Below are 25,268 nucleotides of genomic sequence, written 5' to 3'. Positions count from 1 at the left end.
ACCTCCTCAGCTGACGACGAACCGGTAGACCGACGCGTCGGCATTGCGGTACACCAGTGTGAATCCGGGGGTGACCGACACGGCATCCCCCAGTCGGGCGACGGTGTCGGCGGGTAGCTCGCCGGTCAGCCGCAGTTCCCACGTCTGCGCGCGGCTGAGGATCAGGTACGCGGGCGTGCCCGGTTTCACGAAACCGACGCTGTAGAACAGCGCGCTCCGCGGGTCGGCGACCAGCAGTTGCTGGATCGCGGGCGGGGTGGAGACCAGGACCACCTCGTAGTGCTCGTAGTAGCGCTCGTCGAGGCCGGGCACGGCCCCGGTCACGGCCACGATCGCCGCCCCGGGCGGCGCGTTCCTGATCATCCAGCTCGCGGCGGCCACCTCGTCGCTGGTGTAGTAGTTCATCGCCTCCTTGCTGTCGTAGCTGAAGAACAGCCCGGCCAGCAGGGCCAGCATCAGCACAGGGAGCAGGGCCTTACGCGGTCCCGACCAGCGCGTCGGGGCCGCCTCCCGACCGCGTCGGTTCGGATGGACCAGTGCGCCGATCAGGAAGCCCGCAGCAGGGAGCGAGAACATGTACGCCCGGAAGAGCATCTCGCCGCCGTAGGCGTTGGCCGCCAGCAGCGGCAGCGGCGAGAAGAACAGCCAGAAGAAGGGGGTATGCCGGGTCCAGCGCCGCAGCACCAGGCAGGCGACAGCGAGCAGCAGCACGGTGCCCGACAGTCCCCGGTCCACAAAGCCGACCAGCACCTGCTCGGGCGCGGCCGAGCCGAGGCTGCGGAAGCCGGAGGCCACGTTGCCGTCCGGGCTGGCCAGCGACGACACGAACGTGCCGAGGTTCGCCGACAGGTACGGCCGGGCGACCGTCGCGCCCCAGACGGCCGTCAGCACCAGCGCACCGACGAGCGGCGGCAGCACCACCCGCCGGTTGCGGCGCGGGATCATCAGCAGGGCCAGGCCGCTGATCACCATCAGCGGGGTGAGCTGGTGCGAGCTGACGATCACGGCGTCCAGCAGCAGCACCGGTACCAGCGACCAGCCCCAGCCCCCGTGCCAGCGGGCGCCGTGCGCGGACCGGTCCGGTGGACGGCCGGGCGCGGGCTCGCCCGGCGCCCTGGCCAGGGCCGGGAGCCGCCGCAGCACCAGGGCCATCAGCCAGGCGTACAGGAGGAACGCGAAGGCCTGCGGCGAGAAGTAGTCCTGACCGATCCACGAGACCGAGTAGTAGATCCACACGCCGGTCCAGACGATCCGCCGGTCGGTGGTGACGGATCGGTAGATCAGCAGCAGCGGCACCAGCATCAGGGCGTTGGCGAAGGGCGGCGTCCACGCCGCGTAGGCCACCGGGGAGGAGAGGCCGAGCACCTTGAGCACGGCGACGTTGAGCAGGAAGAAGCCCGGCCACTGGTTGTAGATGTCCAGGTCCCCCGCGTTCGGCACCAGGCCGTTGTGGTGCAGCATCGCGTCGACGATCGCGACGTGCTTCCACGCCCAGGCGTAGCGCAGGGTCGGGTAGAGCAGTGTCGGCGTGGCGTGGATGATCGCGATCAGCGCGAGCACGTAGCCCGCGAGCCAGCCCTGACCCAGCCGGGGCGTACGGAGCGTCACCACGAAGCCGACCGTCAGCACGATGACCGCGATCCAGTACAACGCCGGCAGCACCTGGAGCAGCCCGAGGGCGCCCATCCCGCCCAAGTCGACATTCCGCAGCGACAGCAGCCACAGCACCATTGCCACGGGCAACGGCGCGCAGGGCGCGTACCGCCGCACCCCGACGCTCACCGCGCTCACGCTCACAGCGCCGGCCATCGCACCGCCTCCGCGAGCACCGGCGCGACGGCGCGGCGGTACCAGATCCGGCTGCGCCCGTAGCGCGGCGACTTGGAGACGTTCGCGGCCACGTGCCACAGCCAGGCCAGCAGCACGAAGTCCAGGTCGGCGGCGTCGGCGGCGTCCTGTCCCGCGAGCAGACGCGCGTCGGCCGGGTCGAGTGCGCCGTGGCGGAGGATGCCCGCCACGACGGGGCCCAGGTCGGCGCCGGTGCGCAGGCAGCGCAGCATGAGCACGAAGGTGGCGGCGTCGACGGCCACCGGGCCGTCCGCGCGCGCCTCACCCCAGTCGACGATGCCGGTGACCCGGCCGGCCCGCTCGTCCAGCAGCACGTTTCCGGGGTGGTAGTCGCCGTGGGTCCAGCCGACCGCGACCGTGCGACCGTCCAGGGCGCTCCGCAGTCTTGCGCCGACGGCGGTCAGCCCGGCCGCTCCCGGGCCGGTGCGGCACCAGGGCACGTCGCCGCGCACGGCGGCCAACGGTTCCGCCACCCACGCGTCGGTGCTGCGAGCGGCGGGCTCGGGCCGGGCGGTGGCGCGGTGGAGCACGGCGAGCGCGTCCAGCGCGAGGCGCGCGACGGGGTCGGCGGCTTCCGGGTAGGCGCGCAGGATCGTGGCGGCGTCACGGCCGGGCAGTCGGGTCTCGATGATCATCGGCAGCGGACCGTCCAGGTGCCGGTCGAGCGGTGCGGGGACCAGCCGTCGCCACTCGCCGAGCCGCTGGTCCTGCTGAAGACACGCCAGCACCGCCCACTCCCGGTCGAGCGCCCGGGCCGCGGGCGCGCTGTGCGCATGCTTCAGCACGACGCTTCCCCCGTCCGGCACATCGAGCTGCAGGACCAGCACATCGGCGAGCCCACTGCCACGGCGGCGGGCGGCCGGTGGCTGCTCCGGTCGGAACCGCCGGGCCAGCCGCCGGGCCTCACGGCGCTCCACGGGCACCCGCAGCACCGTCGGCCGCCGCACCGGCAGGAACCCGCGCACCTGCTCCCGGAGCGTCACGCCCCTGTGGTCGGCAGAGCCCGCCTTGGCACTTCCGCGACCCGAGCCAGGCGAGCCACCCGAGCCCCTCTGCGCGCTCATGCGGCCCGGCTCCTCGGCGTCGGCCGTTCCGCCGGGGCGGACTGCGGGTGGAGGCCGACGGCCGTGACCAGCCGCGGGGTGTCACCGAACGGACGGTGGGCGTGCTGCAGCAACTCGGCCTCGTGGCGCGCCACCAGACCCGCGTCCGCCAGCGCGAGCCGCATGAGCCGCGCCAGGGCCCCGCTGCGGCCCGCCTCCGGCAGGGCGAGGACGTCGAGCACGGCTCGCGTCTCCGCCGGAAGCGCGGGCGGACGGCAGACCGGGCAGCGCCCCGGACGGTGGCCGAGCAGCGTGGCGACCGCCTCGGCCAGCCCCGCCTGGTACGCGCCCCGGGTCACCCGGATCCCGTCGCCCGCCGGTGCCCGGCCCGCCAGCCGCCGCGCGTGCGCGGGTACGGCCCCGTGCCGGGACCAGCGCAGCAACGGCAGGTCGACCGGTCCGTCACCCACCGCGAGCAGTGGCGGCGCAGCGGGCTCGCCCATGAGGGCGAACAGCGCACGCACCCCGACGGCCTTGTCCGCCCCGCGCGGGACGAAGTCCGTCTGCGCGTCGCCGGGCACGGCCCCGAAGAGGCGCGCGAAGGGCTCGCGCCGCAGCAGTTCCTCGGTCTCCGCCTCCGGCAGCCCGGTGCGTCGGCCGTCCCGGCGGCGGACCGACGCCCGGACGCACCAGCGCGACAGCAGGTCGGTCTCATGGCCGGGCCTGGACGCCAGCAGGGCGGCCAGTCCCCCGTCACCCTGGGCGCGCCGCGCGTCGTCGAGGACGACGCGGTGACGATCGCTCACCGCGTCGAAGCAGACGGCGCCGTACTCGCCCACTCCCCCCGCCAACCCGTAGGCCGCGCACCGGTCGCGGACCTCTGCCAGTGAGCGGCCGGTGGCCAGCACGGTCCGGAAGCCGTGCGCCCGCAGGGCGCGGAGGGAGAGCATCCCGAGCGGCGTCGAGGCGGGGAAGCCGAGGGCGTCGGTCTCCAGCACACCGTCGATGTCCAGCACCACCCACGGGCCGGGTGCTTCGACAGCGTCAGCTTCGGTGACGGACGCATCGGAGGCGGAGGCGTCGGCAGGCGTGGCGTCGAGGTCCGCCAGCAGGGCTCCGGCGAGGAACCGTTGCGCCGCTCTGGCCTTCGCCCGACGGGCGCGGGCGCGCAGGGCCGTCACGTCGTCGCGGCCCTGGGCGAGCCGCACCGCGTTGCCGGCCTGGACCAACTGGAACAGGAACCATCGCGCAGGCTCGATACGACGTCCCGTCAGATCACGGTACGCGTCCAGCAGTTCCCGCTCGGCCGCGTCGTCGCCGTCGCCGTCGACGTCGACGTGGGCGACGAACCCCGCGAGGTCGTAGGCCGCGTCGTAGCAGGCCAGGTCGAGGCTGGCGAAGCCGCCCTCGGCCCAGTCCAGCTTGCGCGGCGCGCCGCTGGTGCCTGCCGCCCAGTGCCACGGTGCGGTGCGGCCGTCGACGAGGTACGGGCGCGGCGCGGCGGCCAGCAGGCGCCGTGTCAACGGCTGGACGAGGGTGGGCCGCAGCAGCACGCCCGCGCGGCCCAGGACCGGGGCGAGCGTCCGCGCGGCGGACTCCCAGACCGGGTCGCGCCCGCCCAAGTGCCGGCTCCGGTCCTCCCGCAGCCCCAGCCGGTCCTCCCGCCGCGCCACGTACGCGGCGACCTCGCCCGGCGTGACCGGTGAGGTTGTCGCGGTCGCATCGTCCAGGCGGTCGCGAAGGAGCACACCGTCGGCGAAGCCGCGGATGCGCGGAACCAGGCCGTCGAGCGCGTCCGCCGTGGCCACGGCGAGTCGGCCGAACCTCCCGACACCGGTCCATTCGGCGCACAGCGCCAGCTCGTCGCGCCCGCCACCGGGACCCGCGACCGCGACGTCGAACGGCACTCTGAGATGCCCCGCCCGCGAGACAGGGCCCGGTTCGGGCACGCGCACGTCGAGGACATGACCACCTGTCACCAGGCGTTCAGCCGCGTCCTGCAACGCTCGCGGCGAGAGCAACTCCCGTACGTGCCAGACGGATCCGGGCAGCGTCACGCAGCCGTACCCGGCCAGCCGCTCCGGCACGACCGGCGGGTCGTCGAAGCAGGCGAAGACAGGGACGACGGCCGGTCCCGGAACGCCCTCGCGCACCAGGTCCGCTGCCACGTCGGCCAGCGACCCGCCCGTCACGGGCGGGTCGTCCACGAGCAGCACGCGTGCGGCCACAGCGAGAGCGGCACGTCCGGGCAGCGGCGCACCGGGACGCGTCGTGGCCCAGTCGACGCGCGTGTGCCCGTCGCGGCGCAGCGCGGCGGCGAGCAACGGCGCGAGATAACTCCCGGAGGTCCGGATTCCCAGCACCAGCAGCGGCGGTTCACGGGCCGGGTACGCCTCGGAGAAGCGGCGGGCGAGCGCGACCACGTCGGCGGGGTGCTGGTCGAAGCTGCGGAAGCAGGCAGGCGGTCGCAGCAGGTCCCGCCCGACCAGCCGCCGGGACCCGCGCCCCGGCCCGGCGAGCACCCGCCCCGCGACGGCGGACTGCGGCGCGCACGCGGAGTCGTCCCCCAGGACCAGTCCGGCGAGCGCGAGGGTCAGCGCCGCCGCGTCGGCCGCCCAGGCGCGCAGGGCACGGGCCGGCGGCGACGCGCGATACGCAACCTCCGCCGCGTCGAGCAACCCGAAGCCGATGCTCAGCGCGGAGCTGTCGCCGTCGCGCTTGGCGAGGTGGGCCAACAGGCGACGGGGCGGCCACGAGACGCTGTCGATCCGGTCCTCGACGATCTGCAGCGCGCCCGCCGCCCACAGGAACGCGTCGAGCCACTCGTCTGTGGCCAGAGCGCGGCCCAGTCCGGCGAGCGTCTCGTCCAGGGTGGCGAAGGGGTCCGGAACCGGACCGGACACGTTCCCGAGCGCAGCCGAGTCGTCGGCCTCGCTCCTGGTGGCGCTCATCATCTGGCTCCCGGGATGCCGGTCGATACGGGGGGCCGCCTCCTCCGCGCGCTCTTCGTTCCAGGGTGCACCCGCCCGACACGGCGGGCACCTCAGGGCGCTCCAAGGCACACGCGAGCTAGCTCGCGTGTGGCGCGATCGGCAGCCACCAGTCGCGCCGCCACAGCAGCACGGCAGCGACCACACTCTGGCCGATCAGCCACGCTGCTCCCGCACCCGTGATGCCCATGACCGGAAGCAGCGCCTCGGTCAGGCCCAGCACAAGCACCGCGAGAGCGCTCAGCACCCCCACCACCACGCGCATCCGCCGCCTCGCGCGGGACAGTGCGACCACGGTCGTGTTGAGCAGGTTCGGCAGCGCGGAGAGCGTGAGCAGCCACAGCACCACCGTGCCGTGGGCGGCGTAGGCCGGGCCGAAGAGCCGCAGCACCCAGGGTGAGACGGCCAGCACCGCCGCCACCGCGAACACCAGCACCCGGCCCGCGTGGCGCAGCACCCGACGGTACGCGTCAAGCCGGGTGATGTCCCGCGCGGACTCGACGACCAGCGAGTAGCCCATGTTGGAGCTGAACGCGTACAGCGCCAGGGGTGCCAGCCAGGCGAGCGAGAAGTACGCGGCGTCGGCCGCGCCGAGCCGGTTGAGCACGATCACCGGCGGCAGGTTGACCGCCGCCAGCCAGCACATCGCGCCCAGGTAGTCGGCCGAGACGTAGCCGAGGGTGAGCCGGGAGGTGTCCGCGGCCGCGTCGGGGTCCGCGCGGGCGTGCCGGGGCAGGGCGCGGGCGAAGAGGTAGCTGTTGGTGAGCGCGAGCGAGAGGACGAGGCCGACCATCCAGGAGACGAGGATGCCGCTCGCGGTGCCGACGGCGGCGAAGAGGGCCAGCAGGCCGATCTTCTCGACCGCGAACACCCCGTTCTCCAGCGCCACCCAGTCGGCCCGGCGCAGGCCGGTGAGCACGCCGTCCTGGAGGTTGAAGATGGCGTAGCAGCCGGTCGCGAGGACGAACGCGGCGCCGAGGCCCCGGGTGTGCAGGAAGTCCAGTCCGGGCGACAGCTTCGGGATCAGCAGCACGAACCCGGCGGTCAGGAACAGCGTCACGGCGGCGGCCACGACGTACGCGCGGCCGACCAGCCGTCCGGTGCGCGGCCCGGCCGACGGGACGAAGCGGACCATCGCGTTGGCCAGGTTCAGCTGACCGACTCCCCCGAGGAACATCATCGCGGAGACGGCGGCAGTGTTCCTGCCGACCTCGTCGGGGCTGTACCAGTGGGCTCCGAGCGCCCAGTAGAGCGCGCCGAAGAGAGAGGTCAGCACGGACGAGAGGGTCAGCAGGTGGGCGTTGCGCAGCAGCGGGTCGTACCGGGCCGCAGCGGCCAGCAGCGCCCTGCCGCGCGACCGCAGCGAGCGCGTGGCGGCGCCCGACCTGCTGGCTCCGGTGCTCACCACCGGCGAGCTCCCGTCCTCGACCGGATCAGCTCCGCCCATTTTATGCCTTACGCCCGATGCCCTCAGGTCCGACCGGCCGCGTCACCGCGGAGGTCGGCCAGGATCCGGGCGGCGGTGGACACAAGGCTGCTCCTCAGCTCCTCGACACGGGTCAGCGGCAGGCGTTCCCTGCGGCATTCGAGCACCGTCCGGGGAGTCGCGCCCATCGACTCCTTGTGCGCCTCGATCCCCTCGACACCGCCGGACATGCCCATGCTGTAGAAGCGGCAGCCCTGCTCGCAGGCGTCCTCGATCGCCGTCCGCTGGAGCAGCAGCCCGGCCCGCAGCGACGCGAGCTCCTTGACCGCGTAGCTCCGGAAGGAGATGGCGTGGTTCCGGTGAACGAACGTCATCAGCCCCGCCACCGGCTCGTCGTCGTAGCGTGCCAGCCAGATGCGGCACGCGCCGTCCAGCGTCGTCGCCAGGGTCCGGAACATCGGCAGCGGTTCCCGACGGCGTGCCAGAGCGGCCGCGAGCGGCCAGGGCAGGCCCGACTTCCGGGCGCGCTCCGCCGACCAGCGCAGGTAGAGGTCGTAGAACGCGGGGACCGACCGGCCCGTCACATCCCGCTCGACGGTGAGGCCCGAGCGTTCTGCCTTGCGCACGTTCTTCCTGGTGGAGGCATGGAACCGGTCGTCCCGGACCCGGGCGAAACCGCCGTCCAGGTCGAGCACGTGCACGCGCGAGCGGATCACGTCGACGCCCGGTGCCGCGCCGAGCGCCAGGCCCTGTTCCCAGCGGTCGGTCACGTCGTGCATCGCCGAGATCCGGACCCCGACGGATCGCGCCCCGCGCGGCGCTCCGAACCCCACTCCGAGCAGGTCGGAGAGGACCAGCTCCACGTCCGCCGGCCGCAGTCCCCCGGTCGCCAGCAGCCCTCCGGGGCCCATGCGGTGCGGATACGCGGCGTCGAGCGCGATCCCGGGCAGCGGTGTGCGCCGCACCAGAGGGAGCAGCAGGCGCCGGCCGTCCCCGGTCGTGTAGAGACGGCTGGCATCGCGCCCGCCCGTCAGCCGGACCACCGCGTCGAACCAGGCCGGGGTCTGGAAGACCGACGCGGCCGGGTCACTCGCCAGCAGCCGGTTCCACTCGGACCTCGGCGCCGGACTGACAACCTCGGGATGGGTGGGCACACGGCCTCCGACGGACGACGAACACGCTAAATTTGACCATATGCCATAAAAGCCACATACAGCGCGAATCGGAGACAATCGTGCCCAGTATCCAGTCCGGCGGCGTCGAGGTCATCAGCCCCGCACCCAGGGAGCTGTGGTGGGAGCTGGTGGGCCGCGACCGGAACGCACTCGTCACCCAGACGCCGACCTGGCTCGACTGCCTCTGCGACGCCTGGCCACTGGAGGACGCGAGCCGGTACTACCGGTTCGCGTCGGGCGCACAGCTGGTGGTCCCGATGGTGCGGCGTCGTGCCTGGCCGGGGCGGCTGCTGACGGAGGAGTCGTGGCCCGGCTGGGGTGTGGGCGGGGCCGTCGTGCCGGACGGCGCTCCGGACGCCGACGAGGCACGGCTGGTCTTCGACGATCTCGCATCCCGGCCCGCGCTGCGGGTCGCGGTCCGGTTCAGCCCGCGCGGGCAGTTGGGCGGGACGTCTGTATGGGACGCCGGCGTCCCGGACGGGTTCACATCCGTCGAGCGCACCACCTACCTGCTGGATCTGACGGGCGGCTTCGAGGGGATCTGGGCGCACCGCTTCCACCCGTCCGTGCGCCAGGGCGTCCGCCGCGCCGAGCGGGCGCAGGTCACGTTCGAGGTGGACCGCACCGGGCGCTTCGTGCCGCAGTTCCAGCAGCTCTACGAGGAGTCCATGGTGCGCTGGGCCGAGCAGCAGCACGAGCCGCTCGCGCTGGCACGCTGGCGCCGACGGCGCGAGGACCCGCCCCGTCTGGTGGCGTCGGTCGCCGAACGGTTCGGCGCCGACTGCGCGATCTGGCTGGCCAGCCGCGAGGGCCGGCCCGCCGCCGCGATCGTGGTGCTGCGGCACGGCACCCACGCCAAGTACTGGCGTGGGGCCATGGACCGGAGCCTGGCCGCGCCGGTCCACGCCAACCACATGCTGCAGCGGCTCGCCATTGAGGACGCGTGCGCGGCCGGGTGCCACCTGTACGACATGGGAGACGCCAGACCCGGGTCCTCCCTGGCACGGTTCAAGGAGAGCTTCGGCGCGCGGCCGGTCTTCTCCCCGGCCTACTACCGCGAGCGCCTGCCGCTCACCGCCGCCGACCGCCGCCTGCGCGAGGCGGTCAAGCGGCTCATCGGCTTCAAGAACGCGTGACCGCAGGGTCCCCGGCCGTCGCATCGCAGGGCTGGTTGCCTGAGCGAGCGTCAGGACGCGGACGTTCGGGGCAGTTCCCATGCCTTCAACAGGCGCTGCGCCTGGGCCTGGAGTGCCCGTAGGAGCTGCTCGGTGCCCGGGTTGGGAGTGTCGAGCGGGACGGCCAGGCTGATCTTCCTTGCCGGGGTGAGTCCGTCGGCTTTCCCGGGGATGTCGATCGGGCGGACGGCGAGGTCGGTGCGGTTCGCGGCGATTCCGAGACGGGGGAGGAGGGCGATGCCCACGCCTGCGGCGACGAAGCCCTGGAGGACGGCGTAGTCGTCGGTGCGCATGACGCGCACGGGTTCGAAGTCCGCCTTGGCACAGACCCAGGTCAGGACACGATCGACGGGGTCCCAGTCGGAGTGCCCCATGATCCAGCCTTCTTCGCGGAGGGTCGTGATCGGGACCGTGTGCTGTGCCGCGAGCGGGTGGTCGGCGGGCAGGACCAGTTGGAGAGGGTCGTCCAGCAGTGGGTGGACTTCGAACGACCCGCCGAGGTCGAGCCCTTCGCCGGGCTGTGAGAAGACGAGGGCCGCGTCGAGCCGTCGAGCGTGCAACTCATCCACGAGAAGCGGGAGTTCTCCTTCCGTCAAGGACACCTCGATGCCGAGTCGGTGCAGGTGTTTCACAGCGGGAGGCAGCAGCAGCGCCCCGGCGGTCGGGAAGGTGCCGATCCTCAGCGCGGTGACGCCTCGTTCCAGGAGAGCGCGCAGTTCGTGCTCGGCGAGGCGGACGCGTTCCAGCACCGCCGCGCCGTGCGCGAGGAGCAGATCGCCCGCGGGCGTGAGCGCTGCCCCGCGCGCGCCCCGCCGAACCAGGGTGGTGCCTGCCTGGGACTCCATAGCGGTCAGGTGGTGGGTGATCGTGGGCTGACTGAAGCCCAGTGCTCGGCCCGCCGCGGCGAGGGACCCCTCACGTGCGATGGCCCGAAGAACTTCGAAGTGGCGCAGTTCGAACACAGGACCCGGCCCTCCAGGGATCGAAGATGGAGCTATAGCCAGAGTATGGAGATCTTCAGAGAAATGCACCCTTCTGCTGGCGAGAAGGGACTGGCATGCTCCACTTCGTGTGCAAGACAACTCCCCTCACCAGCTCCACCGCCCCCACTCCCCACGCCCGTGCGCCGTATGCGGACGCGGTGCGCGCCTTCGGCGCGCGGTCCTGGCAACGCCTCAACGTGCCCGGGCACTCTGCGGCACCCGAGGCGTTCGCGGATCTGGCCGGGCTGCTCGGAGACGCCCCGCTGCGACTGGATCTGCCCCCGCTCCTGGACGGCGTCGACCTGGGGCCGGACAGCCCGCTCGACCAGGCGCTCGGCCTCGCCGCTGACGCCTGGGGGGCGCGGCGGACCTGGTTCCTCACCAACGGGGCCTCCCAGGGCAACCGCGTCGTCACTCTCGCGCTGGCCTCGCTGGGCAGCGAGATCGTGGTGCAGCGCAGCGTCCACTCAAGCGTCGTCGACGGACTGGTCCTCTCGGGGCTGCGGGCCGCGTTCGTCCTCCCCTCGGTCGACGCGGAGCTCGGCATCGCCCACGGCGTCACCGCTCGTTCAGTGGCCCGGGCTCTCGACGAGCATCCGGACGCCGTGGCCGCCTACGTCGTCACCCCCAGCTACTTCGGAGCTGTCGCCGATGTCCGGGAGATCGCCGAGATCGCGCACGGGCGTGGCGTTCCCCTGATCGTGGACGAGGCGTGGGGTTCGCACTTCGGCTTCCACGGCGCCTTGCCGGCGGGCGCTCTGGCTCAGGGAGCCGACCTCGTCGTCTCCAGTACGCACAAGCTGGGCGGCAGCCTGACCCAGTCGGCAATGCTCCATCTGGGCGAAGGTCCGTTCGCCGCGCGGCTGGAGCCCCTGCTGGACCGGGCCTTCCACCTCACCCAGTCGACCAGCGCGAGTGCGCTCCTGCTGAGCTCGCTCGATCTGGCCCGGCGTGCGCTGGTCACCGGCAACGAGCGCATCGGCCGATCCCTCGAAGCGGCGGAGGCCATGCGCCAGGGGATTCGCTCCGGTGCCCGTTTCGGCATCGTCAGCGACGGGTTCCGCAGGTTCGCCGACATCGTGGGCGCCGACCCGCTGCGGGTGGCCGTGGACGTGCGCGCCGGCGGCATCTCCGGTCACGAGGCGCGCTGGCTGCTCATGCGCGAGCACGGTGTGCTGGTCGAGGTCGCGACGGACGCCGCCGTCGTCGCGGTCGTCGGGGCGGGAGCGGAACACGACGCCGACCGCTTCGTCGACGCTCTCCACCAGCTTCCCGCCACCGCTTCCGACCGTGAGCGGCGCGCCCCGCTGCGGCTCCCCGAGCCCGGCCCGGTGGCCATGTCGCCGCGTCAGGCCTTCCTCGCGCCCAGCGAAGTCGCCCTGGCGGAGCACGCCGTGGGCCGGGTCTCGGCCGACACGCTCGCCGCCTATCCGCCGGGGATTCCGAACATCCTGCCGGGCGAGCGGATCACCGCCGAGCTGGTCGACTTCCTCCAGCGCACCACGGCTGTGCCGCACGGACACGTGCGCGGCGCGATCGACCCCACCGTGAGCGCGGTGCGGGTCGTCATCGAGACCGAATCAGACCACTGACCACGCGGGCCCACCCCCGCCGTGTCCCCAACCTTCCACCTTCCACCTTCCGGGAGAATCGCATGCGCAGAAGACCCCCTGTTCGTCCTGCCTTCGCCGCCCTCGGTCTCGCTGCGGCCGGGTCGCTGCTGCTGACCGGCTGCGGCAGTTCCAAGATCGGCGGCAACTCCGGTGCCGCTCCCGACGCCTCGCAGACCGTGAACAGCGAGGGCACGGACCCCGCGCTGGTCGCCATGGTCCCGGCCGCGCTCAAGTCCAAGGGCACCGTCGACATCGCCACCGACTCGACCTACGCGCCGTCCGAGTTCAAGGACGCCAGCGGCGACATCGTCGGGATGGATGTCGACCTCGGCAACGCGATCATGAAGAAGCTCGGGCTCGAAGCCAGCTGGCAGAGCGCCGACTTCGGCAGCATCCTGGTCGGCATCACGGCCAAGAAGTACGACCTGAGCCTGTCCTCCTTCACCGACACCAAGGCCCGCGAGCAGCAGGTCGACATGGTGCAGTACTACAACGCGGGCGAGGCCATCGCCACCCTCACCGGCAACCCCTACAAGCTGACCGGTGTCGCCGCCGACCTGTGCGGCTTCAAGGTCTCCGTGCAGGCCAACACCATCGAGTCCAGCGAGATCGTGCAGACCCTCAACCCGGCCTGCAAGAAGGCGGGCAAGGCCCAGATCCCCGACAACGGCGACCAGTTCACCGCGCAGACCGACAGCACCTCCGCCCTGATCGCCAAGCGCGACCAGGCGATGATGGCCGACTCCCCGGTCATCGACTACGCGGTGAAGCAGAGTCAGGGCCAGCTGATGAAGATCGGCCAGGACTACAACACCGCCCCCTACGGCATCGCCGTCCCGAAGAACGACGGCCAACTGGCGCAGGCGATCCAGGGCGCGATCAAGGACCTGATCAAGGACGGGACGTACGGGCAGATCCTGACCAAGTGGGGTGTCGACTCGGGCGCACTGACCGCCGACAAGGTCCTCATCAACGCCGCCGCCAGCTGACCACACCTCAGAACACCGGACTCCCCTGATATGACCAATCAACACACCTCCCCGGCCAGACCGGAGGAGATACGGGCCGTCGCGGTCCGTCATCGCGGCCGGTGGGTCGCCGTCGCCGTGATCGCGGTGCTCGCGGCCATGTTCGGCCACCTCCTGGTCACCGGCAGCGTCCTGCACTGGGACGTGGTCGGCCAGATCTTCACCTACCACACCGTGCTCGTGGGCGTCGTGAGGACGCTGGAGCTGACCGTGCTGGCCATGGTGATCGGCATCGTCGGCGGCATCGCGCTCGCTGTGATGCGGTTGTCGAAGAACCCAGTGCTCTCCGGGGCCTCCTGGATCTACGTCTGGGTCTTCCGCGGCACGCCCGTGCTGGTGCAGTTGTACGTCTGGAACTTCCTCGGCGCGCTGATTCCCAAGGTGGGCATCGGCATCCCGTTCGGGCCGACCTTCGTGTCGTGGAACTACAACGACCTGGTCGGGCTCTTCACCGCGGCGACGCTGGCGCTCGGGCTCAACGAGGCCGCGTACTTCGCGGAGATCGTCCGCGCGGGCATCCTCTCCGTCGACGAGGGCCAGAACGAAGCCGCCTGTTCGCTGGGCCTCGGCCGGGGCAAGACGCTGTGGCGGATCGTGCTGCCGCAGGCGATGCGGGTCATCATCCCGCCCGCGGGCAACGAGACCATCTCGATGCTGAAGACCACCTCTCTCGTCTCGGCGATCGCTCTGGAGGAACTGACCCGCGCCGGTCAGGACATCGCCTCGCGCACCTTCTACGAGATCCCGGCGCTGGTCGCCGTCAGCTTCTGGTACCTGCTGATGACCTCGATCCTCTCGGTCGGCCAGTTCTACATCGAGCGGTACTACGCGCGCGGCAGCAACCGCGTACTGCCGGAGACGCCCTGGCAGAAGGTCCGGAAGAACGTGCTGAGCCCCAAGCGCGTCGGAGGTGCGGTGTGACCGTCGAACCCATGGTCCGGGCCGAGCAGGTCCACAAGTCCTACGGCCAGGTCGAGGTGCTCAAGGGCATCGACCTTCAGGTGCAGCAGGGCCAGGTGTTCTGCCTGGTCGGCCCGTCCGGCTCGGGCAAGTCGACCTTCCTGCGCTGCATCAACCACCTGGAGAAGATCAACGCCGGACGGCTCTACGTCGACGGCGACCTGGTCGGCTACAAGGAGAAGGGCGGCAAGCTCCACGAGCTGCCCGACCGCGAGGTCGCCCGCAAACGCCGCGACATCGGCATGGTCTTCCAGCGGTTCAACCTCTTCCCGCACAAGACCGCACTGGAGAACATCACCGAAGCGCCGATCCAGGTCAAGGGCATGGCCAAGCCCGACGCGCGGGCCAAGGCAGAGGAGTTGCTGGCCCGGGTCGGCTTGGCCGACAAGGCCGGCAACTACCCCGCCCAGCTCTCCGGCGGGCAGCAGCAGCGCGTCGCGATCGCCCGCGCGCTGGCCATGGAGCCCAAGCTGATGCTCTTCGACGAGCCCACCTCGGCGCTCGACCCGGAGCTGGTCGGCGACGTCCTCGACGTCATGCGCCGACTGGCCGAGGACGGGATGACCATGATCGTCGTCACCCACGAGATGGGTTTCGCCCGCGAGGTCGGCGACGCGCTGGTCTTCATGGACGACGGCGTCGTCGTCGAGTCCGGCCACCCCCGCGAGGTACTCACCAACCCACAGCACGAACGCACCCAGGCGTTCCTCTCCAAGGTGCTGTAGGGCGGACACCGTCGACTCCGACCAAGTCGCCGTGGCTGAGATGCCATCGGCGACTTGGTCACCGTCGTAACCGTCAGCGGGGTCGTGTCCTCCGACCGCGTTCACGGACCTCGCACGGCCGGCCGTGAAGCGACGGCGGCGACGCGGTGGCGGGACCTCAGCGGGAAGGAAGGGCGTACACGCGGCTGTTGTGAACCGCGTAGAGCTGGGTGCCGTCGGTGGATAGCCACCACTCGTCGGAGGAGGTGTCGCCGTCCTGGAAGGTCCACAGGAGCTTGCCGGTGGTGGCGTCCAGGGCGCTGATGCCGCTGGTCTCGCCGTTGATCAGGATCGGGCAGAACACGGTGCTGCCGACGACGGCCAGAGGCGTGGAGCTGACGGTCAGATCGACGGCGCTGGTCCAGATCTGAGCCCCCGTGCGTGGGTCCAGGCACAGGACGGTGTCGTCGCTGCGGGTCAGGTAGAGGTGTCCGTCCGCGTAGACGAGCGACTGGTAGTCGCCTTTGGTGAGTTTCGCGGTGGTGAGCCGGGTGTCGCCCTTGTCCAGTCCGTAGCCCAGGAGTTGGGGGCCGGGCAGGTACAGGGTGTCGCCGCCGATCACCGGCATCGCGGTGTCCTGCCAGGCGGGGTCGCCGTAGTCCTGGGACCAGACCTGGTTGCCGGTGCGGGTGTCGCGGACCACGATGTTGTTTTTGGCGTTGGTGTAGATCACGTACTTGTCGGTGGCCAGGCCCAGCACGTCCCAGCCGTTCGGGACGGTCCGGTGCTGGGTCCACAGGACCTGACGGGTGTGCAGGTCCACGGCCATGACGACCTGGGTGCTGTCGTCGCCGAGCACGATGATCGGCAGTCCGTGGGCGTCGAGCTTGTACTGGTTGCCGATCAGGAAGACGGCCTGGTCGTCGGCCCCCAGCAGACTGGTGAAGGCGTACTGGGCCGGTTCGGGAAGGGTCCAGCGCTGGGCGCCGGTGGCCGGGTCGAAGCCGGACAGGGCCGGGGCCCCGTTCTGCGGCAGTGTGACGACCACTCCCCCGCCCAGGACGGCGGGCTGCTGCTGATAGGTGGACGCGACCTGCGGGCCCGTCCACTGCACGGCGCCGGATCTCGCCTTCAGCGCGACGAGTTCCTGGTCGGCCACCAGCACCAGGCCGTCCACGACCAGTGCCGGGCTGCGGACCGGCTGAGTGGTGGTGTAGGTCCACAGCGGCTGCGGCGGGACCCCTGGCGGGCGGGTCGCGGTCACCGACGGCGCGGCGGTGGGGCCACCGGATCCGCTCACGCCGGGGTTCGGGGTGGGCGTGCCGTGGCCGTGGCTGAGGGCGAGCGCGGTCCCACCACCGGCCGCGCCGAGGGCGACGACACCGAGCCCGGCGTAGAGCAGCCTCCGGCGGGACAACGCCGCCTGGGATCCGGGAGCAGCAGCCGCCGCCCGAACACCGTCGCCCACGCCGGTGGTTGAGCCACCGGTGTCCGCACTGGCCCCGGCGACGACGCGCCGGCCGCCGAGCAGGACGGTGCCGTCGTCTCCACGGTCCGCCTGCGACGGAGAGCCGGCACCTTGCACGCGGGGGTCGCCGCCTGGCGCGGGCCGAGGCGCGGGAGTCTCCATCTCCATGACCGTGGCGGCGTGTTGGGCGATCGCGGAGGCGACCTCGGCTGGCAGCCACGCTCCGCCCACCAGTGCGGTGACCCCGTCCGGAGCCAGCAGGGCAAGCACCCGGTCCGGGGTGGGCCGCGACTCCGGATCCTTGGCGAGACACGCGGTGACCGCAGGCACCAGCTCACTCGGCAGGCCGGTCAGGTCGGGTGCCTCGTGGACGACCCGGTACAGCAACGACGCGGCGGATTCGTGGCCGAACGGCCCCCGTCCCGTCGCCGCGAACACCAGCACCGCCCCCAAGGCGAACACGTCCCCCGCAGGCCCCACCGGCCGTCCGGACGCCTGCTCGGGCGACATGAACCCGGGCGAGCCGACGACCACGCCGCTGCTGGTCAGACCCGACTCGTCCAGCGCTCGGGCGATCCCGAAGTCGATCACCCGCGGCCCGTCCACCGCCAGCAGCACGTTCGACGGCTTCAGGTCCCGGTGGACCAGACCGGCCCCGTGGACCGCCCGCAACGCCTCAGCCAGCACCGCCCCCAGGATCCGTACGCTGCGCGCGGGGAGGGGACCGTAGCCGACCACCGCCTGCGCCAGCGACGGCCCGGGAACGTAGGCGGTCGCCAGCCACGGCGACGCCGAATCCCGGTCCGCGTCGACCACCGGCGCGGTGAACGCACCGGAGACCGACTGCGCGGACGCGACCTCGCGGCGGAACCGCGCCCTGAAGTCCGCGTCACCCGCCAGCTCCGGGCGTACCACCTTCACCGCCACGGTCCGGCCGCCCGCGCTGCGCGCCAGGTAGACCCGCCCCATGCCCCCGGCGCCCAGTCGGGCGACGAGCCGGTAGGGACCGATCACTGCCGGATCGTCAGCTTCCAGTGGCTCCACGCCTGCTCCCGTCAACTTTCTCTTCGTCGCCTCCGCCGTCGCGTGCGGAACAAGACCGACAACCGGGGGCAGCTGCGCCGATGGGCCTCGCGTGAGGCCGTTCCGTCCGCGGGTACCCCCGCCCCGCAGGGACGCTTCGCCCGCAGGAACGCTTCGGTCTGGCTCCCTCCCCGGCAAGGAGCCAGACCTGGGGGCGAACCGACGTTGTCGTCTGCAACTCCGGCGGTGACACGGCGGTTGACGCCCCGCCCGAGTTTCGAGGTCCACCGCCGCGGCGGCAACGTCTTTGGACAAGCCGGGACGAACGTGAACTGCGGCTTCGTGGCCGCCTCCGTGGGATCGACAGTTCGCCTGGGCCCTGCGGGCCTGCGCCATCGGGAATCTTGGCCAATATTGGACGCCGTGGGACACTCTCGGACGGTCCGGGCCGAGGCGGCCCGAGCAACGGGGGTGGTGGTCGGCGTGGAAGCGGGCAGATCGAGTGGGGGCCCTCGTGCTCGTATGGAGCCCCAGTCGTTGACCACTGCTTCGGAGTTCGTCGGGGCGCTGCGGGACCTCAAGGCGGTCTCCGGCCTTTCCCTGCGTGAACTGCAACGGCTCAGCGGGCTGCCGAGGAGCACCATCGCGCACGCCCTCGACGCGAAGCGGGCGACGCTGCCGCCGTGGGAGCGCGTCGCGGCCCTGTTGCCGGCCTGCGGTGTGCCCGAGGCTTCACTTCCGTCGTGGCAGCGGGCGTGGGCCCGGATCGTGCTGGGCGCGAACCCGAGCCCGGTCTCGGCGCTCGGGGAAACGGACACGCCCGGCGCCGCCGCTGAACCGGGCCCGGTAGGCGACGCCGACCTGCCCCCGGCCGGGCATCCGGCTGCGGACCTCGGTGTGCGACCGCCGTCCGGCGACGCGACCGGAAGCCCGCTGGGGGCAGCCGCTGTGACCGGCGCACGGCTGACGCGTCTGCGCGGCGCATTCCGCAGACGGGGCGTGCGCTCGGCGCTCCTGGTGCTGACGCACGGAGTCGCGCTGGCCGTCGGTATCACGCTCGGGATCGCTCACGGGATCGCTCACGGCGTACCGGTGGCACGGCCGCAGAGCGGCGTGCAGATCGGCTACCCGGTCGAGGAGCAGGTCTGCCCGTCGCTCCCCGCAGGCCAGAGTCCGGTCACCGGGCCCGAGGTCGGGAGTCCCACCCCGAGCGGTCAACTGCCCAGCTGGGTGGGCCGGGCCACCTCGGACGCGCAGATCCTCTCCGGCACCGACGTGGTCCTGCCGATCCTGAACCCCGTGAAGGCGGGAGACTCGCTCGTCGTCAGCATCATGCTGACCGCCACCTGTCCCGGCCGGGTCACCGTGACCGACAGTCAGGGGGACGCCTACAACGTGGTGGGCGACGAGACCGACTCCAGCCACCACCGAACCCTGGTCATCGCGGCCTTCCACGTCCACGCCCTCGGCACGGCCGACTCGATCCACGTCGTGTACCCCCACGCGAGCAAGTACCACGTGGCGGTCGACGAGTACCGCGGGATCAGCGCGGCCACCGGCCATGCCCAGGCGTATGGCGAATCCGGCCACACCGCGTTCAGCACCGACTCGGTCCAGCTCGACTGCACGGCGGGCGAGCTGCTGGTGGGGGCCGTGGGCGCCAACACCGGCAGCGAACCCGACTTCACCGCCGAGTGGCACCAGCTCCCGGAACTGAAACTCTCCTCCTACCGACTCTCGACCGCCTACCGCGTGGTCCCCGCCGCGCAGTCGTGCGCCGCCACCGGAACCACCACCGCCCAGTGGGCAGCAGTGGCCGTGGCGTTCCGGTGACGGCGTCGCGTTCACCGGGGACCATCGAGCCGGTCCGGCCGACACCGCCTGAGGCGGATCAGGCGGCGGAGCTCCCGTCACGACGTGACGTCGGGTACGGCCTGCGCGCATGGCGGGTACCGGCCTTCCGCTCATGCTCCTCCTACTCCGCGATGCCGCGGGTCAGGAGTACGAGGGTGACGAAGGTCCGGTACAGGCGGATGGGGTCGTCATCCGTGAGCCGGACCATGGACGGGTCGTCCTTGTCCGTGCCGATGCCGCCGCGCTCCACTCCGGTGATCCAGGTCGCCATCTCCGCCAGATCGGGGTTGCGGAACCGGACTGTGAGCGTGGCCGGAAGGTCGATCGCGGGGAGCTCCCACGTGCCGGGGTCGGCGGCCAGTGCCGCGACCGCGAGACGGGCCTGTTCCCGGATCAGCTCCCGTGCGTCCTGCGGGTGCAGGCTCTCCGCCGCGAAGCGGTTGACCGACTCCTTGACCACCGCAGCGCGCGCCTGCGGGCAGAAGGGACGCAGCTCCTCCGCCGTGGTGCGGTCACCGGTGATGAGTACGACCGGAACTCGGTGGCCCAGTGCGACCAGCGCGTTGATCGCGCTCTCGCCGGCGACCACACCGTTCAGCCTGACCTCGGCGATCGCAAGCGGGTTGTAGGTGTGGGAGAGGGTGGCCGCGCAGCCGGACATCGAGCCGTGGTAGGAGATGAGGAAGACGGCGTCGAAGGAGGCGTCCAGCCCCTGCATCATGTACAGAGGCTTGTGGCGCCCCGACAGATACCGGGTCCCGCTGGGCAGTTCGCCCGGGCGCAGGTTGGCCATGCGCCCGTGCGAGTCGTTCACAAGGAACTCGGTCGCTCCGGCGTCGCGTGCGCCCTCGATGGCGGCGCTCACCTCCTGCTGGAGCAGGTCACGGTAGTACGGGTAGTCAGGACCGGTCGGGCGGCACTGCTCCCACTCGACGACTCCGGCGGCGCCCTCCATGTCCGAGGAGAGGTAGATCCTCACAGCACCACCCGGGCATGTAGCCCTGTCCCGCTGCGCTCGCTCCCGATGATCACTGGTCCGACCACTGCCGCTCCCGCTCGTTGTGGTGCACATTCGGAAGCACTCTTGCATGAAAGTGGCACTCAGTGGGAGAGGGTCTTACCTGTGTACCTGTCCCGCCGACGCGAACGATCGTTCGCTGATCGCATTCTCCGGCAGCCCGCCCCGCGACAGAGAACGTTCGGATGCGCCTCAGAGCGCGACGTCCCGCCATGCGCATCACACCCTGGGCGCTCGCTCAAACTTCCTGCAGACAACCGGAGTTCGTGACACATGGCCTTGACACGGAACATTGGTCCAGACCAAAGTGACGACCACTCCGCGGAACCGCCCCGAGCCGTCTCCGGAGGCGGCGGGGCTCCCCCACCCATTCGGGTTGTTCTCCCCACCCAGGAGTCAAGGCATGCCCCAGCGCACGTTCCCCCACACCACCGGCAGCCGCACCCTCGCGGCCGCAGCTGCGCTCGTCCTCAGCGGCGGCGCTCTCGTCGCCACCCTCGGCGGACCTGTCCGTATGGCCGCCCTACAACCTCGCCACGGGCGCCACGACCGAAGGCACCAAGTACTTCAACCTCGCGTTCATCACCGACGGCGGCACCTGCGATCCCGAGTGGGCCGGCGTCACCGCCGTCAACGACCCCACCACCAGTGCCAACATCGCCGCGCTGCGCGCTGCGGGCGGCGACGTCCGCGTCTCCTTCGGCGGCGAGAACGGCACCGAGATCGCGGCGAACTGCTCCAGCCCGAGCACCCTGGCCGCCGCCTACCAGAGCGTCATCAACCAGTACCAGCTCACCCACATCGACTTCGACATCGAAGGCGGCGCGATCGCCGACACCGCCACCATCGACCGCCGCAACCAGGCGCTGGCGATCCTGGAGCGGAACAACCCGAGCCTGAAGATCTCCTACACCCTGCCGGTCCTGCCCACCGGCCTCACCCAGGACGGCGTCAACCTCCTCACCGACGCGAAGACGGACGGCGTCACCCTCGACGCCGTCAACGTCATGGCCATGGACTACGGCTCCTCCTTCTCCAGCGACATGGGCCAGGACGCCGTCGACGCCGCCACCGCCACCCAGGCGCAGATCAAGTCGGTATGGACCAATCTGACCGATGCCCAGGCCTGGAGCATGGTCGCGGTCACCCCGATGATCGGTCTCAACGACGACACCAGCGAGACCTTCAGCCTCGCAGACGCCACCACCCTGGTGAACTTCGCCAAGACCGAGCACCTGGCCTGGCTCTCCTTCTGGTCCGCCACCCGCGACAGCCAGTGCTCCGGCGGAGCGATCACCTACACCGACCCCACCTGCTCCTCCGTCCTCCAGACAGCCGGACAGTACGGCCAGACCATGGCCGCCTACACCGGCTGATCCACTCCACGCCTCCGGCCCCGCCCCTCCCCGGGCACGCGGGGCCGGAGCCCCGTGGCACCCACCTACGACTCACTCATGGATCGACGAAAAGGCGGCGGTCTCCACGAATCCTTGATCACGCAGGTGACTGCCGGTCATCAGCAAGCGCGTTGAGAATCATGGTGAGCCTCAGTGTCGTCTCCCGGTTGCAGCGACCGAGGTCGATGAGGGGCGCGCTGCCGATGGGAAAGCCGGGGCGCAGTGAGGGCAGGGTGATGTCATGACGGGCGAGTGCGGACCTCAGGTTCGCCGCGAGCTCCTCGGACTCCCTGACCGCTCCCGCGGGATGCGGTTCAGCCCCCCGTGACTCCGGAGCTCCCGGCATGTCATCTGCCTGGCCAGTCATACGTGTAGGCATTTCCTGCTCTCCCGGCTGCTGGTGACCTCGACCCTTCCGGACTCCTATATTCCGGCAATCCATGGACTACTGACAGTCCGTCTCATCGACTGGCACATGCCAAATCTGTCACCATCGGCCGGACTCGCACGTTCACCGATTGACAGAGCCGCTCTCTGTCGTTCGCCTCGATGTCAGTCGCAGTTGCAGCCAGACCGAGAGCCGGGTGTCCGGGTCGGCCAGGTCGAGGCTGAATAGCTCTTCGGCGCGCCGCAGGCGGTAGCGGATGCTGTTGGGGTGGAGCCGCAGGTTCCTGGCGGCGTCTGCGATGTCGCCGACGGCGTCGAGCCAGGCGAGGAGGGTGGCGGCGTAGTCGGTGCGATGAGTCCGGTCGTACTCGAGGACACGGTTGACGCCCGGGTGTCGCAGGCGGGGGTCCTGGGCCAGAAGGCTGCCGAAACGGCTCAGGACGAGTCGGCTGTGCACGTCCTCGACGGTGGCGACATCCACGCCTCCATCGAAGGAACGCTGCGGAGCAGTGGCCAGTACACGCAGGATCTCGTCGATCTCCTCACGCATTGCGGCGATGTCGCCCGGCTTCGAGCCGGGAGCGCTGACTGCGGCGCGGACGGGCGTGGCGAAGACCCGGCGCACGCTCTGCAGGGCGCGGGCGGCGAGGCGGACCGTGGCGGCCGGGTCGTCCCCCGGCACCAGTGCATAGGCAGCGACCTCGGTGGTTGTGATCGTGGCGCGGGGGTGGAAGGCCGCGTACCACTGGCGCAGCGCCGTACCGAGGTGGCACACCACCGACGGGCCGGGCTGGTCCGCCCCGGTGAAGGTGAAGCCGGTCAGGGTGATGCTGGAGCGACGCGGCAGGCCGAGCCGTTCAGCGGCGTCGGGCGCGGTCCTGCTGGTGTCGAGGAGCGCGCGGAGGGTCTGGTTGCGCATGTGCCGTGAGCGGTCCTCGGCGTCGCTTGCGCTCAGCAGGTGGCGGGCCGCTATCCGCGCGCCGTCGAGCAGTAGCTGCTCACCGTCGGGGTCGACGCCCGCCGGTGCTTCGATGGCCCAGATGGTGCCGAGCGGCAGCGCACCGGCGCGTACTGCGACTGCCGCTCGCGGCAGTTCCTCGCCGTGCTGCGGGAAGCGTACGACGCCCGACGCAGCGAGCACCGCTCGGTACTGGGCCGGCTGCCCGACGTCGTCGTCGGGCACCCGCCGGTCCAGGATGCCGCGTTCGCGGATTTCGTCGACCCGCTGGCCCGGGACCGAGGAGTAGGCCAGGATCCGCTGGCCCAGATCCTCGATCGCGACCGATCCCCCCAGGGCCACGGCAATGGTGTTGGCGATGGCGAACAGGTCGTCCCGGGGGTCGACGGTAGTCAGCATGGTCAGGCCCTGCGTCGCCAGAGCCGAGGCGAGCGCCGCGTCCAGATCCCGCCAGGGCATTGCGTCGGGGGCGGCGAGCAGCGCCAGACCCAGCCCGCCGGCCGCCGCCACGGCGGCGGCGGAACTGCCGGCGCGGAGCTTGAGGACGACGGCACAGCAGCCGGACGTGGAGGCGCGCTGGAACAGGTCGAGCAGCTCCGGGCCGTCGACCTGGGCGCCGACGGCCAGCAGGACGGTCCCGTTCGCTTCCGGGAGGGCCAGCTGGTCCGCGCAGTCGTGCAGGCTGATCGCGCGCACCGGGACGTCGAGCCCGCGGGGTGCCACGAGTACCGACACGGCGGTCGGTCCCACCGCGTCCACGAGCGTGCCGAGGGTCACCGCCTCGTCCGCCGTCTTTGTCCGATCGGCCAAGGTCATTGAGTCAGCTTAGGCGCTTTCCCTCAGATCAGAACCGCCCGAAACGTGGACCATCGTGCCCTCGGCGCTGAAGCCGCCAAGCCCGCACCCCTCCTCGACCGGAGCTCCCGTGACGAACACCATTGCCCTCCAGGCCAACCGGCAAGACCTTCTGGGCCTCTTCCCGCCCGGCACCGGGCTCACCGACGACGGCGAACTGGTCACCGCGGGCGTGCGCCTCAGCGACATCGCCGAGGCGCACGGCACACCCACGCTCGTCGTGAACGAGACCGCGCTGCGCGCCCAGGCGCGCGCCTACCTGCAGGGGCTGCGCTCGCGCTGGCCACTGGCCGATGTCGCGTTCGCCTCCAAGGCATTCCCCTCCACCGCGATCTGCCGGATCGCCGCCGAAGAGGGCCTGTCGATCGACGTCGCCGGCGGCGGTGAACTGGCCGCCGCACTGGCGGCTCAGGCGGACCCGGCACGGATCGTCCTGCACGGCAACGCCAAGACCGACGAAGAGATCGAGATGGCCGTCCGCGCCGGCGTCGGCACGGTCGTCATCGACAACTTCGACGACATCGACCGGCTCGAACGGATCGTGACCGACGAGCAGGGCGTCCTGGTCCGGGTCATCCCCGGAGTGCACCCCGGCACCCACGACGCGGTGGCCACCGGCCAGGACGACTCCAAGTTCGGCCTGCCGCTCGCACAGGCGCGCAAGGCCATCGCCCGGATGCGCGGCAGCGACCGGCTGCGCCTGGACGGCGTGCACATGCACGTGGGCTCGCAGGTCCTGCACACCGATCCGTTCGCACGGGCGGTGGAGGCCATCGCCGCACTCGGCGAGTTCGCCGTCTACGACCTGGGCGGCGGCCTCGGCGTGCGCTACACCTACAAGGAGCAGCCGCCCTCCCTCGACGAGTACCTCGACACCCTGACCGACGCGGCACGCCGCCACCTTCCCGCCGACGCCAAGCTCCTGATCGAACCGGGACGCTCCCTGGTGGCCACCTCGGCGCTGAGCCTGTACCGGGTGGTCACGGTCAAGCGCGGGGTGAAGACCTTCGTGGCCGTCGACGGCGGCATGGCCGACAACCTCGAACCCATGGTCTACGGCCAGCGTTTCGAGGCCACCATCACTGACCGCGTGGGCGGCGGCGAGCTCTGCGACCTGGTCGGCCGACACTGCGAGTCCGGCGACCGGCTGATCGCGGGCGTCGCACTGCGCGACCCCCGACCCGGAGACCTGGTGGCCGTCCCGGTGACCGGGGCCTACTCCTACTCCGTCTCCAGCAACTACAACGGCGCCCGCCGCCCCCCGGTGGTCCTGTGCCGCGACGGCGAGGCCCGCGTGGCCGTGCGCCGAGAGACCTACGACGACCTCCTGCGCAGGGACGTCCGCTGGTGGTGACCCCAACAG

17 protein-coding genes are annotated in these 25,268 nt (G+C 71.5%); 8 read left to right on the top strand and 9 right to left on the bottom strand.

What is annotated here, in order from left to right; all coding sequences use genetic code 11:
- Positions 1-6 precede the first annotated feature (6 nt).
- The 5 genes from ABH928_RS04025 to ABH928_RS04005 all read right to left on the bottom strand — a co-directional run bounded on the left by ABH928_RS04025 (position 7) and on the right by ABH928_RS04005 (position 8,461).
- Positions 7-1,809: a glycosyltransferase gene (locus tag ABH928_RS04025; protein ID WP_370062054.1), complete on the bottom strand. Its 1,803-nt coding sequence runs from the start codon at positions 1,807-1,809 to the stop codon at positions 7-9.
- Positions 1,794-2,912: a phosphotransferase family protein gene (locus ABH928_RS04020; protein ID WP_370062052.1), complete on the bottom strand. Its 1,119-nt coding sequence runs from the start codon at positions 2,910-2,912 to the stop codon at positions 1,794-1,796. Before ABH928_RS04020 ends, ABH928_RS04025 begins: the two co-directional genes overlap by 16 nt.
- Entirely contained in the window at positions 2,909-5,842 is a 2,934-nt protein-coding gene (locus ABH928_RS04015; RefSeq protein ID WP_370062050.1) for an HAD family hydrolase, read from the bottom strand. Before ABH928_RS04015 ends, ABH928_RS04020 begins: the two co-directional genes overlap by 4 nt.
- 118 nt (positions 5,843-5,960) lie before the next feature.
- Positions 5,961-7,286: a lipopolysaccharide biosynthesis protein gene (locus ABH928_RS04010; RefSeq protein WP_370062048.1), complete on the bottom strand. Its 1,326-nt coding sequence runs from the start codon at positions 7,284-7,286 to the stop codon at positions 5,961-5,963.
- Positions 7,287-7,351: 65 nt separating this feature from the next.
- Positions 7,352-8,461 carry a GNAT family N-acetyltransferase gene (locus ABH928_RS04005; RefSeq protein ID WP_370062046.1) on the bottom strand — a complete coding sequence of 370 codons (1,110 nt, stop codon included), beginning with the start codon at positions 8,459-8,461 and terminating at the stop codon, positions 7,352-7,354.
- 80 nt (positions 8,462-8,541) lie between these two features.
- Here ABH928_RS04005 and ABH928_RS04000 point away from each other — a divergent pair, with 80 nt between their 5' ends.
- Complete coding sequence (locus ABH928_RS04000; RefSeq protein WP_370062044.1) at positions 8,542-9,618, top strand: GNAT family N-acetyltransferase; 1,077 nt, start codon at positions 8,542-8,544, stop codon at positions 9,616-9,618.
- A gap of 50 nt (positions 9,619-9,668) precedes the next feature.
- Here ABH928_RS04000 and ABH928_RS03995 read toward each other — a convergent pair whose 3' ends face one another.
- Complete coding sequence (locus ABH928_RS03995; RefSeq protein ID WP_370062042.1) at positions 9,669-10,619, bottom strand: LysR substrate-binding domain-containing protein; 951 nt, start codon at positions 10,617-10,619, stop codon at positions 9,669-9,671.
- Between the two features lie 95 nt (positions 10,620-10,714).
- Between ABH928_RS03995 and ABH928_RS03990 the strand changes: the two genes are divergently transcribed.
- From ABH928_RS03990 to ABH928_RS03975, 4 genes are all read left to right on the top strand, one after another.
- Positions 10,715-12,232, top strand: coding sequence for an aminotransferase class I/II-fold pyridoxal phosphate-dependent enzyme (locus tag ABH928_RS03990; protein ID WP_370062040.1), 1,518 nt, complete (start codon positions 10,715-10,717; stop codon positions 12,230-12,232).
- A gap of 62 nt (positions 12,233-12,294) precedes the next feature.
- Complete coding sequence (locus tag ABH928_RS03985; RefSeq protein ID WP_370062038.1) at positions 12,295-13,242, top strand: ABC transporter substrate-binding protein; 948 nt, start codon at positions 12,295-12,297, stop codon at positions 13,240-13,242.
- A gap of 30 nt (positions 13,243-13,272) precedes the next feature.
- Complete coding sequence (locus ABH928_RS03980) at positions 13,273-14,202, top strand: amino acid ABC transporter permease (protein ID WP_370062036.1); 930 nt, start codon at positions 13,273-13,275, stop codon at positions 14,200-14,202.
- 11 nt (positions 14,203-14,213) lie between these two features.
- Positions 14,214-14,966 (top strand): amino acid ABC transporter ATP-binding protein, encoded by a 753-nt coding sequence (locus ABH928_RS03975; RefSeq protein WP_370062963.1) that lies wholly within the window; start codon positions 14,214-14,216, stop codon positions 14,964-14,966.
- A 157-nt stretch (positions 14,967-15,123) separates the two neighbouring features.
- On the opposite strand, the gene ABH928_RS03970 is transcribed toward ABH928_RS03975, so the two are convergent.
- Positions 15,124-17,457 carry a PQQ-binding-like beta-propeller repeat protein gene (locus tag ABH928_RS03970; protein ID WP_370062034.1) on the bottom strand — a complete coding sequence of 778 codons (2,334 nt, stop codon included), beginning with the start codon at positions 17,455-17,457 and terminating at the stop codon, positions 15,124-15,126.
- A gap of 516 nt (positions 17,458-17,973) precedes the next feature.
- Here ABH928_RS03970 and ABH928_RS03965 point away from each other — a divergent pair.
- Complete coding sequence (locus ABH928_RS03965) at positions 17,974-19,269, top strand: helix-turn-helix domain-containing protein (protein WP_370062032.1); 1,296 nt, start codon at positions 17,974-17,976, stop codon at positions 19,267-19,269.
- A gap of 142 nt (positions 19,270-19,411) precedes the next feature.
- On the opposite strand, the gene ABH928_RS03960 is transcribed toward ABH928_RS03965, so the two are convergent.
- Positions 19,412-20,269 carry a M55 family metallopeptidase gene (locus tag ABH928_RS03960; RefSeq protein ID WP_370062030.1) on the bottom strand — a complete coding sequence of 286 codons (858 nt, stop codon included), beginning with the start codon at positions 20,267-20,269 and terminating at the stop codon, positions 19,412-19,414.
- Positions 20,270-20,766: 497 nt separating this feature from the next.
- Between ABH928_RS03960 and ABH928_RS03955 the strand changes: the two genes are divergently transcribed.
- The gene (locus tag ABH928_RS03955) at positions 20,767-21,684 is read left to right on the top strand and encodes a chitinase (protein WP_370062961.1); all 918 of its coding nucleotides are present in this window, start codon (positions 20,767-20,769) and stop codon (positions 21,682-21,684) included.
- A gap of 532 nt (positions 21,685-22,216) precedes the next feature.
- Here the strand turns inward: ABH928_RS03955 and ABH928_RS03950 are convergent.
- Complete coding sequence (locus tag ABH928_RS03950; RefSeq protein WP_370062028.1) at positions 22,217-23,866, bottom strand: PucR family transcriptional regulator; 1,650 nt, start codon at positions 23,864-23,866, stop codon at positions 22,217-22,219.
- 109 nt (positions 23,867-23,975) lie between these two features.
- On the opposite strand from ABH928_RS03950, the gene lysA reads away from it, so the two are divergent.
- Positions 23,976-25,259 (top strand): diaminopimelate decarboxylase, encoded by a 1,284-nt coding sequence (lysA, locus tag ABH928_RS03945; RefSeq protein ID WP_370062026.1) that lies wholly within the window; start codon positions 23,976-23,978, stop codon positions 25,257-25,259.
- Positions 25,260-25,268 lie beyond the last annotated feature (9 nt).

Origin of the sequence: Streptacidiphilus sp. MAP5-3, from assembly GCF_041262505.1 — a bacterium.
Taxonomy (GTDB): domain Bacteria; phylum Actinomycetota; class Actinomycetes; order Streptomycetales; family Streptomycetaceae; genus Streptacidiphilus.
Note: the sequence above shows the minus strand (reverse complement) of the source record. Positions and strands in the feature narration are given on the sequence as shown.